Below are 13,583 nucleotides of genomic sequence, written 5' to 3'. Positions count from 1 at the left end.
GTCCTTTAGGCTTAAATGCAGTTGCATTGCCCGATGGGCCGGAATAACTTGCAATCATAAACAGGTTCAGGGGCGAGCCGAAATTACGAGGGGAAAGTGTATGAAAACTTCAAAAACAGCGATATTGTTATTGGCCAGTTGCTTGACCGCGCCAGCATTTGCGCAGGATTCATCCTTGCCCGCTGCTGCCGAAACGGCCGAGGATGAAGGTGCCGCGATCATCGTGACCGGATCGCGGATTAAGCAGGATCCGACGAAGAGCGCCTTGCCGTTGCAGGTCATCACAACGGATGACCTCACGCGTGAAGGGATTAACAGCCCTGAACAGCTTATCTCGTTCCTGTCCACCAACGGCAATGGTGCCGATAATTTGGCGTCGAATGCCGACGTGACTTCCGGCGCGCAGCGCGGCACCAATGGTTTGTCGGCGGCCAATTTGCGCGGACAGGGTGCTGCCTCGACATTGGTGCTGCTCAACGGACGCCGTGTCGCGGCGCACGGCCTGACCGGTTCTGCCGTCGATGTGAACCAAATTCCTATTGCCGCACTTGAGCGGGTCGAAATCCTGAAGGATGGCGCATCGGCCATTTACGGCACCGATGCAATCGGTGGGGTTATCAACTTCATCACCAAAACCAATTTTCAGGGCCTTGCTCTCAACGCCTTCACCGATGTAACCGAAGCGGGCGGTGGCAATATTTACCGTTTGTCGGCGACTGGTGGCTATGGCGACTTGGACGAAGATGGCTTCAACATCATGGGTGCGGTCAGTCGCAGCATCAGCCAGTCGCTGAACGGTTCGGAGCGCAGCTTCGTCAACGGCAATCAGCCCAATCGTGGATTGTCGGTGGATACACGCGGAACGCCAATCGCGACCGCATTTCCCGCTAACGCCAACACAACGTTTGCTCCAAGCGGATCGTTACTTGGCGACACTAATGTTTGTTCTAGCGGTTCTATAGCCAATAACAATTGTGTTAGAAATGCCAGATATCTGGGTAATGGAACAGGGTTCTTTCTGCCTGGTTCGACCCAACCTGCCGATGGCGGGATCAATATTCTCGACTTACCAGGCGGCGCAGGGTGCGATACTGTTGAAGGAGGCTTAGCTTACGACGAGCAGTTATGGAACACGGCGTCAGCGCGATTCGCCTGTGCGTGGGACACAGGTCGTGCAGCGGTGCTCCAACAGCCGCTTAACACGTTGACTTATTATGGACGCGGGACTCTTGCACTTGGAGATCATCGAGTATTTGCTGAAATTACTGGCTCAGACGCCGATTCCGTTAAGCGTTTCTCGAACAATCAATACTCAATTAATGTTACCAGCCTACCATTGTATTACCCGTTAAATGCAATCACAGCAGCGACCTATAATGATGTATACGATCGCATTGCTGGAATATTTCCTGCAATCGGAGCACCTGGAACCCGTACTGTAGGAGTTGGCCGTTACGGACTGCCTATCGCGTATCGCTGGCGCAACATTGCCGGTGGTCAGCGCGAATATCGAACCAATACTAATACGCTTCGTGGTGCCATTGGCGCAGAAGGGCCGCTGTTTGGTAGCTTTGACTACCGCGCAGGCGCTTCCTATGCTCGAAGTGAGTCGAATAGCGTACTGGGTGAAGGCTATCATTACCGTGGCGTTTTCGTAAACGGGGCATCGGCAACAGCATCAGGTGTGGCAGGGGCGGTCGCTGGTGGAATCGATCCGCGTGCGCCAACTGCTCCGGGCGCAACTCGTCCTGGTATAGTCGGCCTTTTAAACAGCGGTATTCTTAATCCCTTTTCAGTCAGTCAGTCTCCTGCCGCTCTAGCTGGGCTGGATGCGATCTCGGCACGCGGGGTTACACTTTACGGCGGGTTGTATGAAGTGCGCCAGTTCGATGCCTCAATTGCCGGGTCGCTTTTCGATTTGCCTGGCGGTGCTGTAAAAATCGCATTCGGCGTCGATTACCGAAAGGAAAGTTATACATTTAATGGCTCTCCCGCTGCGATTTCGGGAACTCCCGACATTTTCAATGTCGCTTTCGACAATATCAATGCACTGGCGGGCGTCAGCCGTGATGTTAAAGCCGCTTATGGCGAAATCCTGATCCCGCTATTTGACTCACTCGAAGTGACAGCCGCTGCGCGGATTGACGAATATGAAGGCTTCGGATCAACAGTAAATCCGAAGATTAGCGCAAAATTTCAACCTTTGGATTGGGTAATGTTCCGCGGATCGTACAATACCGGATTCCGAGTACCTACGTTCAACCAAATCTTTAACGGGGTAACGCAATCTCAGACATCGGGAACAAGCATTTACGACCCATCCACCTGTGCCGGCCCTGCCAGCCCATCGGTGCCTGGTTGCGCGTCTATTACGCCGGATACAATCAACGGTGGTAACCGAAATCTTGGCCCTGAAACGTCGGAACAGTATAGTGTGGGCATTGTCCTGCAACCTTCGTCACAATTCAGCGCGTCGGTAGACTACTGGTCGATCGCTGTAGATGACGTTATCGGGTCGCTGATTGTCAACGATTTGTTGCGTAATGCTGCATTTTTTCCTGAACGGTTTGCTCGCAATAGCGCGGGCCAGCTAACTGCTTTGGATTTACGCACCGCGAATTTGGGATCGCGCCGTACAGAAGGCCTTGAAGTTGCGCTGCGTGGCGGTTTTGATGCTCTGGGCGGCGTCGTGACAGCCGGACTCGATGGTACCTATTTACTAAAGAAGAAATCTAAAGTGCTGCCGCTTGCGCCTTATCTGAACGATCGGGGCCGCTTCACCTTTGCGGGTGATTTGGGTCTGAAGTGGAAGCACAGCGCATTTGTAAGCTTTACCAATGATGATTTCACGTTCAACTTCTCGCAAATCTATCGGGACGGCTATACGAACCAAGCGCTGCCTGGCATCGCCAATGGATCGGTTGTCCGTCCGGATTTCAACCCGAAGGTGAAGGCGTATATGATCTATAACACATCGGTGAGTGTGGATGTGTTGGATCAATTCCGCTTGACCGCAGGCGTGCGTAACCTGTTCGACAAGGATCCACCCTTTGCGATCACTTATGACAGCAACACTGGTGCGGGTTCAAGCTGGGAACCTCGCGTGGCTGACCCACGTGGGCGGTCGTTCACGCTGTCGGTGGAAGCGAAGTTCTAAGCTAAGGGATCGCCGGGTATGGATATCAATGCAACTCGGCGTCAGATTATGGCGGGGCTGGCGGTTATGCTGTCAGCCCCGCCGATTTTGGCCGCAAGCGTGCCTGCGGCCAACGCCGCGCGGAAGCCATCGCGGTTGCGTATCGGCGATACCGTTGGCCTGATTGAGCCAGCATCCGCCAGCGATGAACCATTTCAGATTCAGTTGGTCGAAGAAGCGATTGTCGCCATGGGCCTAAAGCCCAAACGTGCCGCCCATTTGCTGGACCGCTACGGCTATCTGGCTGGCCAAGATAAGGACCGTGCATCGGACATCAACGCAATGTTCGCGGACACAGATGTGAAGGCCATTTTTGCCGTGCGGGGCGGGTGGGGCAGCGCGCGGCTTTTGCCGTATCTCGACTGGAACATCATTCGCGCCAATCCCAAATTATTGACGGGTTTCAGCGACATCACGGCCTTGCATATGGCGATTGCGGCAAAGGGCGGATTTGTGACCTTGCATGGCCCGAACGCGGGCAGCGCATGGGGCAAGGCGTCTTGGGACATATATCGCGATATCGCTTTTGACGCAGGGACGCCCTTGTTCACGAACCCTGTTGGCGTCGAAGACCGGATGGCGCAACGCCGATGGCGCACGCGGGTGTTGGGCACGGGCAAGGGGAAGGCGCAAGGCAAGTTGCTCGGCGGGAACCTGACGGTACTGACCGCGCTTGTCGGCACGCCTTATCTACCCAGTTTCGACGGCGCGATCCTGTTCCTCGAAGATGTGGATGAGGCGGAGTATCGCATTGACCGCATGCTCACGCAATTGGGGCAGGCGGGCGTATTGAAGAACCTGAAAGGCGTCGTGTTTGGGCAGTGCACAGACTGCGTGAACAAGGGGAGCAGCTATGGCGCATTTACACTGAACGACGTGCTGACGCAGCATCTGGGCGGCTTGGGCATCCCTGCCTATCAAGGTGCCTTTTTCGGGCATATCACCGACCAGTTTACGTTGCCTGTGGGCGGCATGGCGGAAATCGATGCCGACGCCGGAACGCTCCGCTTGTTGGAGCCTGTTGTCGTTTAGGTCGCGAACTTAATTCACGAACTGCGTCATCACCAATGCAAAGACATTATTGGCGATGTGCAGGATGATGTTGGTGCGCAGTGACCCGGTGCGGTGATACAGATAGCCAAAGGCAATGCTGAGCGACATGAGGGCGGGGATTGCATATAGTTGCAAATGCACCAATGCGAACAGGAATGACGACAAAAGAATCGCGCCCCAAACGGGCATATATTTCGCCAGCGCATTTTGTAACAACCCGCGAAACAGAAGTTCCTCCACGACGGGCGCGGCAATCATTATGGCAAAGAACATGACCGCCATGTTCAGCGGCGTCCGCGCGATGCTAGCCAGCATTTTCGCCACTTCGTCTTGCATGCCGACGCCTGGAATAACGTAGGTTGCGTAAACAAAATTGAACGCCATGGCGGCGATGACCAATAATATGGCAAGCCCTGTTGCCTTGGGCAGCGGGATCCTGCCGAAATCATAAAGGCCCAATGCCTCCGCCCGTCCGTCTTTGCGCAGATACAGCCACATCAACATCAGTTGGACGATGGCGGATGCCACTAATCCAGAGATGATAGACATTGGCGCTGGCGTGGTGACGTCGCCTTGCGTTGCGGCGATGATGATGGCTGTGCACACCCCTTGCAGGGCGAAATACGATATGATGAAACCAATGGTGGGTAGCAGGCCGGGATAAAAGGATCGCGCGGATATTATTGTAGGGGCAGGTTCGCCAAGTTGCATTTCGTCCCGATCTATCCCGCGTATAAGTGAAGGCCGGGCGTTCTTGGCCCGACCTTCCCCTGTTTACACATTATAAGTCCTGACCCTAGCTTAATAGGCCACCCGTGTTGCGGTCAGGCCATAGGCCGGAAGCAAAGCCTGAACGCTTGTCGAGCCGGCCAGATGCCCTGCGCCAACCGCCATGAACGTCACGCCCGGCTTTTTCATTTGCGCGGAAATCCATTTCGCCCAATTGGCATTCCGCTTGGTCAGCAATGCGTCGTATAACGTCCGGCTGGTCATCCCTTCGTTCAAAAGTTGGGCAAGGCTTTCGGTATCCGCCGATCCCCACATGTTGACCATTTTATCCATCATGCTGTTGGTATCATCAATCGTTTTTGCCGTTTCGACCAAGAAGGCGATTTGATCGGCCTCTGGCAGGGTATCAAAAATACCAAGCTGAAACTCCGCAGTTTCAAGTCCAGCGATGGGCTTGTTACTGACCTTCGCCGCCGCCGTCAGTTGTTTTTCAACACCGCTATTGGGGTCAAAGCCGGCTTTCTGGATGGCCATCAAGGACAAGGTCATTCCCGCCGCCCATGGCTCAAACGGGTCGAAAGCGGGTGCAGGAAGGCCAAGCTTGCCCATCGCCGCATCGTAAACTGCACGGTCCGCATCATTCATTTTGGAACGCAGGGTCTTGCCCTGCTGATCCATCGCCAGCTTGCCGAACAAGGCTTGAACTTCGGCTGCGGGCGGCTCGACGAGTTCCAGCACCAATTGGTCCGAGCTGTCAAAAGCGGTCTTTACGCCATCGTCAAACCAGCCAAGACCTGGCTTTAAGACATGGATGCTCCCGAACAGGTACATGGTGGTGTCTTCGTCCTTGATCACCCACAAAGCGGGGTCGACGTCCTTGACCGCAGGGGCCGCCTTGACGGGGTCAAGTGCGGTGACCGATGCGGGCGCCTCCGTCGGCGCGTTTTGCGCCGCAACTGGCGTTGCCCATGCCAATGCGCATGTCGCAGTGGCGGCCAATAATGACTTCAAACTCATACGCATTCTCATTCTCCTTTAATGAAAGATAGAAAATTATTTCTACGAAATTATACCAGTAGTTATAGGTATTTCTTCCAGAACCAGACTATTGTCCAGACCATTGAAAATGTGAGGTAAATGGCAACACCATTAGGTTCGGGTAAAAGTCCCCCGCGCCATAACAGCCACCACAATGGTGTGAGGAATAAAAAGGCATAAGCCGCGTAATAGCTGCCGTCGCGATAGGCGTTCGCTTCTTGTTCGTCGATGGCGCGCGTGTGCCAAAACCATGCAATCACGGGCATGATTACGCCCCAAAAAACGACCAGTGGAATAACAATAGTTAAGGGTATTGGCCTTGTAAGTAAGGCAGAAAACGGGTCTGTTATCTTCCCCGATGTGTTGGAAATACCGGACACAATGATGACCAATCCGGTGACAAAACCCAGTCCGGTGCAGGCCATCATAATGTTTCGATTTAACTTTTCGCGACGGGTTGCCCTTTCGTCGCTCCGCTTCACCTGCTGAAACAATTTCCATATTGCGAACGCAAGCGCGAGGGTGACACTCATGAGCGCCGCTAAAATAGCGTAGCCAGCAGTATTTAGCGGACCGCCACCTTCGGACATATGTGCGGACAGGTGACCAGCAATATACGCCAAGATCATAATCATGCCAAAGCCGCACACTGTCATCCACAATATGCGGCGGCCATTTTGATCCTCATTTTCATCTACATCAAACATCGCCCCCTCCGTCAAATCCATCATCGAAAATCTCCTCGATGGGTAAGTCAAACAGCCGTGAAATCTTGAACGCCAGCGGCAGCGAGGGGTCATATTTCCCCGTTTCAATCGCATTCACCGCTTGGCGCGAGACATCGAGATGCTCGCCCAAATCGGCCTGACTCCAGTTGCGCATCGCCCGCAGCACTTTGAGCTGATTTTTCATGTCAGGTTCCGGTGTCTGTATGTCATGGAAGCCTGACTAAATTGATTCGCAGATAATGTCAATAACACCTTACATAATGCCATGCACCACTGACAAAAACCCGTGCGCTTATTCATAACCTTGATTTAGCCGCCTATCTCCGCCAATGGCTGGCCATGTCCGACGACGCTCCATTAAGTTTTCAGGATCTGATCCTCACGCTCCATGCTTATTGGGGCAAGCAGGGTTGCGCCATTTTGCAGCCTTATGACATGGAAATGGGCGCTGGCACGTTCCACACGGCCACGACCCTGCGCGCGCTGGGGCCTGACCCGTGGAACGCCGCCTTTGTGCAGCCATCGCGCCGTCCGACCGATGGCCGCTATGGCGAAAACCCCAACCGGCTGGGCGCTTATTATCAATATCAGGTGATCCTGAAACCTAGCCCGCCTAATTTGCAGGAGCTATATCTCGGCTCGTTGAAGGCCATTGGCATTGACCCGTTGTTGCACGACATCCGCTTTGTCGAAGATGACTGGGAAAGCCCGACGCTGGGCGCATGGGGCCTTGGCTGGGAAATATGGTGCGACGGTATGGAGGTGACGCAGTTCACTTACTTTCAGCAAATGGGCGGCTTTGACTGCAAACCTGTTTCGGGCGAGCTGACTTATGGTCTGGAACGGCTGGCGATGTATATCCAGAACAAGGACAGCATTTTCGACCTTGTGTATAACAACGCAACGGCAGATCGCCCGGCGGTGACCTATGGCGACGTCTTCCGCGAAAATGAGCGGCAAATGAGCACCTATCATTTCGAAGTCGCCGACACCGACATGTTGTTTGATGCGTTCAAAAAAGCGACGGCAGAATGCGAAAGCTGCCTGCAACACGGCTTGCCCATTCCCGCCTATGAGCAAGCGATCAAGGCGAGCCATATCTTCAACATATTGCAGGCACGCGGCGTGATTTCCGTGCAGGAACGCGCCAGCTACATGGGCCGCGTCCGCGACCTTGCCAAAGGCAGTTGCCAGGCATGGATGGAAAAGAACGCCCCCGACTGGAACAGTCGTCATCCAAATTGGCGCGCGGCGTGATGGCCCGCATGTCAAATCCTCCCCGGAGCCGTCACCCTGAACTTGGTTCAGGGTCCATTTCTCGTCTCTACCCTTCGGCCTGTGTGGCACGATGGATGCTGAAACGAGTTCAGCATGACGGGGACGCTGCATGACCGAATTCCTGCTTGAACTGCGCTCCGAAGAAATCCCTGCGCGGATGCAATTGAAGGCCAAGGAAGACTTGGCGCGGCTGTTTAACGATGCATTGGCAAAGGCCGGGCTTGCGGCGGCGTCGGTGGAAACCTTCGCCACGCCGCGCCGTCTTGCGTTGATCGCGAACGGATTGCCGTTGGCGACCGAGGCAGTTTCCGAAGAAACCAAAGGGCCAAAGGTCGGCGCGCCGCCGCAGGCGATGGAGGGTTTCTTGCGCAAAACTGGCCTTTCGCAAGACCAGTTGGTCGAACGCGATGGCGTCTATTATGCGGTAGTTGAAAAGGCCGGGCGTCAGACGGTGGATGTTTTGGCAGAGGCGATCCCCGCGATCATCCGTGCCTTCCCCTGGCCGAAATCGCAACGCTGGGGCGCGGCGTCGGCCTCGACCGAGAGCCTGCGCTGGGTCCGCCCATTGCAGGGCATTGTCGCTTTGTTGGGTGACGCGGTCGTGCATTGTGAAATCGAAGGCATCGTTAGCGGTGCGGAGACGATGGGCCATCGCTTCCATCACAGCGGGCCTATCATTATCGGAAATGCGGGCGATTATATCGAAAAGCTGCGCGACGCCCATGTCCTCGTCCATTTTTCCGAACGCTGCCGCATAATCCGTGACGGCGCGAAGGCGGCGGCAGAGGCGGCTGGCCTGACTTTGGTGGAGGATGAAGGTCTGGTCATCGAAAATGCCGGCCTGACCGAATGGCCAGTGCCGATGCTTGGCCGCTTCGACCCCGCATTTCTGGACGTGCCGCAAGAGGTCATTCAGTTGACGGCGCGCGTGAACCAGAAATATTTTGTCTGCCATGATGCAGCGGGCAGACTGGCCAACGCCTTTGTCTGCACAGCGAATATTGACGCGCATGACAAAGGGGCGGCGATTGTTGCGGGTAATGAAAAAGTATTGGCCGCGCGCCTGTCCGATGCGAAATTCTTCTGGGAACAGGACCTAAAGGTCGCGCTGGATGACCAAGCGCAGAAATTGGCGCAGATAACATTCCATGAAAAATTGGGTAGCGTTGCCGACAAGGTGAAACGCGTGGCGAAGCTTGCCCGTTGGTTGGTGGAGCAAGGTATTGTTGGGCCGCGCTCCCCGGCGCAGGCCGGGGCCCAGACCGCAACGAATGAGTCATCTGATGCGGTTCTGGACCCCGGCCTTCGCCGGGACACACAGGATTTGGATGGGGCTCCAAACCCCAACGTCACCCCCGCGAAGGCGGGGGGCCAACTCCGGAGTGAGCAGCTAGAATCAACAGGGCAGGAGATGGATTCCCGCCTTCGCGGGAATGACGAAGATATTTCTGTGCGTGCGCTAGCCGACCAAGCCGAGCGCGCGGCGCGTTTGTGCAAGGCGGATCTTGTCACCGGCATGGTCGGTGAATTCCCCGAATTGCAAGGCATCATGGGCGGCTATTACGCCCGCGCGCAAGGCGAGAGCGACGCCGTCGCCGACGCCATCCGCGATCACTACAAGCCAGTCGGGCAGGGCGATGATGTGCCCACCGCGCCGGTCACTGTGGCGGTGAGTTTGGCGGATAAGTTGGATACGCTGGTTGGGTTTTTCTATGAAGACATGTCTCCAACCGGATCACGAGATCCGTTTGCCTTGAGACGAGCAGCACTTTCAACCATCCAAATCATTATACAGAACCAAGTCCGACTGAATCTAGCGAGAGCGCTTGGTTCTAACATGGCGTACCTGTCGGGATATCTACAAGGACAGCTAGACAGGACAGCGGTGCGCGAAATGCTTCGAGCTAGAGAAGAAGCAGGTTATGTTGTGTCCGAACAGGATCGGAAGGACGCTCATGCAATTGCAAGACAACGCGCTTACGATCAAAAGCAAGCTCAAGCATTTGAAAGTAGACTTAAGCCTGCGATATCTTCAATTCTAACATTCTTCGCCGACCGCCTTAAAGTCCAACAACGTGAGGCGGGCGTCCGGCATGACCTGATCGATGCGGTGTTTAGCCTTGGTGGCGAGGATGATCTTGTCCGGCTGCTGGCGCGGGTGAAGGCTTTGCAGGCCTATATCACGACCGCCGAGGGCGCGAACCTGTTGGCGGCGTATAAGCGTGCGGCGAATATATTGAAGCAGGCTGAATCTTCCTCCCCATCGACTCGCGATGGGGAGGGGGACCGCTCGGCGCAGCCGAGGGGTGGAGGGGCCTCTCCGTCAGTTGCCGGCGCAACTGCCACCTCCCCATCTTTAGTCGATGGGGAGGAGCTTGCCCTGCGCACCGCGCTCGACGCCGCCGAACCCAAGGCCGCAGCCGCCTTGTCGGTCGAAGATTTCGAAGGTGCAATGGCCGCATTGGCGACTTTGCGCGCCCCGATTGATGCCTTTTTTGAAGCTGTGATGGTCAATGATCCCGACCAAGACAAGCGCGCGTTTCGTTTGGGCTTACTCGCACGGTTCCGCGATGCGGTTCATCAGGTGGCCGATTTTTCGAAGATTGAGGGGTAGGTAAAACCCCTCTCCCCTTGCGGGAGAGGGAGGGGCCCGCTGCGCAGCAGTGGGAGGGTGAGGGGGTTCCTCACAACCTGCACCCCTCACCGTTGCGACTAGGCAACTAGTTGCCAAGTCTCGCTCCTTTCCCGCAAGGGGAGAGGGGCAGGTTGGAGTAATGAATGACCCAATATGTATATCGGTTCGGTGGCGGTGTTTCGGATGGTGACGAAACCGTTCGCGGCAATAAAAATATCTTGGGCGGCAAGGGCGCGAACCTGGATGGCATGGCGTCGATTGGCCTGCCTGTCCCGCCCGGCTTCACGATCACGACCGAAATGTGCACGGCTTATTACGCCAATGGCCAAAGCTTCCCCGACAGCGTCCGGGCCGAAGTCACCAATGGCCTTGCACATATTGAGCAGGTAACGGGTAAATCCTTTGGCGATTCCACCAATCCGTTGCTGGTGTCGGTGCGTTCGGGCGCGCGGGTGTCGATGCCGGGGATGATGGATACGGTGTTAAACCTCGGGCTGAATGACCAGACGGTCGAAGGCCTGGCGGCTTCGTCGGGCGATGCCCGCTTTGCATGGGACAGCTATCGCCGCTTCATTCAAATGTATGCCGATGTGGTGTTGGAACTGGATCATGGCGCGTTTGAAGAGGCGCTAGAGATCGCCAAGGAAGATCGCGGTTTCTACCTCGATACAGAGCTTTCTGCCGATGATTTGAAGGCGCTCGTGGCCGAATATAAGCGCCTTGTGGCCGCCGAATGGGGCAAGCCGTTTCCGCAAGATGTGCACGACCAATTATGGGGCGCGGTGGGCGCGGTGTTTGGATCATGGGAAAGCGACCGGGCAAAGGTCTATCGCCGCCTGAACAATATTCCGGGCGACTGGGGCACTGCGGTCAATGTGCAGGCGATGGTCTTTGGCAATATGGGCGAAACGTCGGCGACGGGCGTTGCCTTCACCCGCGACCCGGCAACGGGCGAAAATGCGTATTATGGCGAATATCTGATCAACGCGCAGGGTGAGGATGTTGTCGCTGGCATCCGCACCCCGCAATATCTGACCAAGGCGGCCCGTGAGCGCGCAGGCGCAAAGCCGCTGTCGATGGAAGAAGCGATGCCGCAGGTCTATGATGAACTGGCGCGCGTGTTCGACATCCTCGAAACGCATTATCGCGATATGCAGGATATTGAATTCACCGTTGAGCGGGAGAAATTGTGGATGCTGCAAACCCGTTCGGGCAAGCGCACCGCCAAGGCCGCCTTGAAAATCGCCGTCGATATGGCGCAAGCGGGCATGATTACAACCGATGAGGCTGTGCTGCGCGTTGACCCAATGGCGCTGGACCAGTTGCTGCACCCAACGCTTGATCCGCAAGCGCCGCGCGATGTGCTGACCTCTGGCCTGCCTGCGTCACCGGGCGCGGCATCGGGCGAAATTGTCTTTGATGCCGACACCGCCGAACGGTTCAGCGAATTGGGCAAGGCGGTTGTCTTGGTCCGCATCGAAACCAGCCCTGAGGACATTCACGGCATGCACGCCGCCAAGGGCATATTGACCGCGCGTGGCGGGATGACCAGCCATGCGGCCGTCGTCGCACGTGGCATGGGCCGGCCTTGTGTGTCAGGCGCAGGCAGCTTGCAAATCGACGCCACGGCCAAAGTATTGCGTATCGCCGGGCGCACCTTGAAAGAAGGCGATATCATCACGCTGGATGGTTCGACCGGCGAAGTGATGGCCGGCGAAGTGCCGACAATTCAGCCCGAATTGGTGGGCGATTTCGGGACGTTGATGGTCTGGGCCGACGCGGGGCGCCGGATGAAGGTCCGCGCCAATGCCGAAACCCCGTCCGACGCCCAAACCGCACGCGATTTTGGTGCAGAAGGCATTGGCCTGTGCCGAACGGAGCATATGTTCTTTGACGCCGCCCGCATTACTGCCGTGCGCCAAATGATACTCGCGGACGATGAAAAGGGCCGCCGCGTTGCGCTCGACAAATTATTGCCCGAACAACGTAACGATTTTGCCGCGATTTTCGAAGTTATGGCGGGCCTTCCCGTTACCATCCGCTTGCTGGACCCGCCCTTGCATGAATTCCTCCCGCATCAGGAAAGCGAATTTGCCGAGGTTGCGGCCGCAGCGGGCGTTGGCGTTGAAGTGCTGAAACAACGCGCGTCCGAATTGCACGAATTTAACCCCATGCTTGGCCATCGTGGATGCCGCTTGGGCGTCACCTATCCCGAAATCTACGAGATGCAGGCACGGGCGATATTTGAAGCCGCGTGCAGCCTTGCCGTTGCACCTGTGCCGGAAATCATGATCCCGCTCGTCGGCACGCGCCGCGAACTGGAATTGATGAAGGATGTCGTCGACAAGGCCGCCGAAGACGTCTTTGCCGAACAGGGTAAGCGTATCGAATATCTTGTCGGGACGATGATCGAGCTGCCCCGCGCGGCGTTGATGGCCGATGAAATTGCCGAAGTGGGCAGCTTCTTTAGCTTTGGCACCAATGACCTGACGCAGACAACCTTGGGCGTCAGCCGCGATGACGCCGCCCGCTTCCTGACGCATTATGTCGACAAGGGCATTTACGCCCGCGATCCTTTCGTTAGCCTCGATGTCGAAGGCGTTGGCCAATTGATCGAGATCGCCGTCCATAAGGGCCGCGCCACGCGTCCAGACATAAAGCTTGGCATTTGCGGCGAACATGGCGGCGACCCGGCATCGATCACTTTTTGCGAAAAGGTCGGCCTCGATTATGTCAGCGCCTCACCCTATCGCGTGCCGATTGCGCGTCTGGCGGCGGCGCAGGCGGCGTTGGCAAAAAGCTAAGCCGTGAACGCACAGGGCACGGAGAAAGCGGCGCACATTAATTTGCGCATTCTATGAGACCGCCGCGTGCAATATTTGGGTTGGAAGTGCAAAAATTGCGGTTGCCAATTGCACATCACCAC

The 13,583-nt window shown here is 56.2% G+C and carries 9 protein-coding genes; 5 read left to right on the top strand and 4 right to left on the bottom strand.

All coding sequences use genetic code 11. The annotated features are described in order from the left end of the window. The first annotated feature begins 100 nt into the window (after nt 1-100). Both HEQ18_RS05770 and HEQ18_RS05765 read left to right on the top strand, forming a co-directional pair. The gene (locus HEQ18_RS05770) at nt 101-3,157 is read left to right on the top strand and encodes a TonB-dependent receptor domain-containing protein (RefSeq protein ID WP_432815865.1); all 3,057 of its coding nucleotides are present in this window, start codon (nt 101-103) and stop codon (nt 3,155-3,157) included. An 18-nt stretch (nt 3,158-3,175) separates the two neighbouring features. Beyond that, complete coding sequence (locus HEQ18_RS05765) at nt 3,176-4,228, top strand: S66 peptidase family protein (protein WP_432815864.1); 1,053 nt, start codon at nt 3,176-3,178, stop codon at nt 4,226-4,228. A gap of 9 nt (nt 4,229-4,237) precedes the next feature. Here HEQ18_RS05765 and HEQ18_RS05760 read toward each other — a convergent pair whose 3' ends face one another. From HEQ18_RS05760 to HEQ18_RS05745, 4 genes are all read right to left on the bottom strand, one after another. Continuing rightward, a complete protein-coding gene (locus tag HEQ18_RS05760) occupies nt 4,238-4,960 on the bottom strand; it encodes a lysostaphin resistance A-like protein (RefSeq protein ID WP_432815863.1) in 723 nt (240 codons plus the stop codon). Nucleotides 4,961-5,050: 90 nt separating this feature from the next. Next, entirely contained in the window at nt 5,051-6,001 is a 951-nt protein-coding gene (locus HEQ18_RS05755; protein WP_432815862.1) for a TraB/GumN family protein, read from the bottom strand. 56 nt (nt 6,002-6,057) lie between these two features. Next, on the bottom strand, nt 6,058-6,747 hold the full coding sequence (locus HEQ18_RS05750; RefSeq protein ID WP_432815861.1) for a hypothetical protein: 690 nt from the start codon (nt 6,745-6,747) through the stop codon (nt 6,058-6,060). Further along, a complete protein-coding gene (locus tag HEQ18_RS05745) occupies nt 6,716-6,928 on the bottom strand; it encodes a helix-turn-helix transcriptional regulator (RefSeq protein WP_432815860.1) in 213 nt (70 codons plus the stop codon). Before HEQ18_RS05745 ends, HEQ18_RS05750 begins: the two co-directional genes overlap by 32 nt. Nucleotides 6,929-7,083: 155 nt before the next feature. On the opposite strand from HEQ18_RS05745, the gene HEQ18_RS05740 reads away from it, so the two are divergent. The 3 genes from HEQ18_RS05740 (at nt 7,084) to ppdK (ending at nt 13,461) form a co-directional block, all read left to right on the top strand. Beyond that, entirely contained in the window at nt 7,084-8,001 is a 918-nt protein-coding gene (locus HEQ18_RS05740) for a glycine--tRNA ligase subunit alpha (RefSeq protein ID WP_432815859.1), read from the top strand. A 130-nt stretch (nt 8,002-8,131) separates the two neighbouring features. After that, nucleotides 8,132-10,636 carry a glycine--tRNA ligase subunit beta gene (gene glyS, locus HEQ18_RS05735; protein WP_432815858.1) on the top strand — a complete coding sequence of 835 codons (2,505 nt, stop codon included), beginning with the start codon at nt 8,132-8,134 and terminating at the stop codon, nt 10,634-10,636. Nucleotides 10,637-10,800: 164 nt separating this feature from the next. Further along, nucleotides 10,801-13,461 carry a pyruvate, phosphate dikinase gene (ppdK, locus tag HEQ18_RS05730; RefSeq protein WP_397605331.1) on the top strand — a complete coding sequence of 887 codons (2,661 nt, stop codon included), beginning with the start codon at nt 10,801-10,803 and terminating at the stop codon, nt 13,459-13,461. Nucleotides 13,462-13,583 lie beyond the last annotated feature (122 nt).

The sequence above is a fragment of the Sphingorhabdus sp. genome (assembly GCF_050921905.1).
Taxonomy (GTDB): Bacteria; Pseudomonadota; Alphaproteobacteria; order Sphingomonadales; family Sphingomonadaceae; genus Sphingorhabdus_B.
Note: the sequence above shows the minus strand (reverse complement) of the source record. Positions and strands in the feature narration are given on the sequence as shown.

Coding starts and splice junctions, on each gene's coding strand:
- HEQ18_RS05770 (WP_432815865.1), top strand. CDS start 101: ATGAAAACTTCAAAAACAGCGATATTGTTATTGGCCAGTTGCTTGACC.
- HEQ18_RS05765 (WP_432815864.1), top strand. CDS start 3,176: ATGGATATCAATGCAACTCGGCGTCAGATTATGGCGGGGCTGGCGGTT.
- HEQ18_RS05760 (WP_432815863.1), bottom strand. CDS start 4,960: ATGCAACTTGGCGAACCTGCCCCTACAATAATATCCGCGCGATCCTTT.
- HEQ18_RS05755 (WP_432815862.1), bottom strand. CDS start 6,001: ATGCGTATGAGTTTGAAGTCATTATTGGCCGCCACTGCGACATGCGCA.
- HEQ18_RS05750 (WP_432815861.1), bottom strand. CDS start 6,747: ATGATGGATTTGACGGAGGGGGCGATGTTTGATGTAGATGAAAATGAG.
- HEQ18_RS05745 (WP_432815860.1), bottom strand. CDS start 6,928: ATGAAAAATCAGCTCAAAGTGCTGCGGGCGATGCGCAACTGGAGTCAG.
- HEQ18_RS05740 (WP_432815859.1), top strand. CDS start 7,084: ATGTCCGACGACGCTCCATTAAGTTTTCAGGATCTGATCCTCACGCTC.
- glyS (WP_432815858.1), top strand. CDS start 8,132: ATGACCGAATTCCTGCTTGAACTGCGCTCCGAAGAAATCCCTGCGCGG.
- ppdK (WP_397605331.1), top strand. CDS start 10,801: ATGACCCAATATGTATATCGGTTCGGTGGCGGTGTTTCGGATGGTGAC.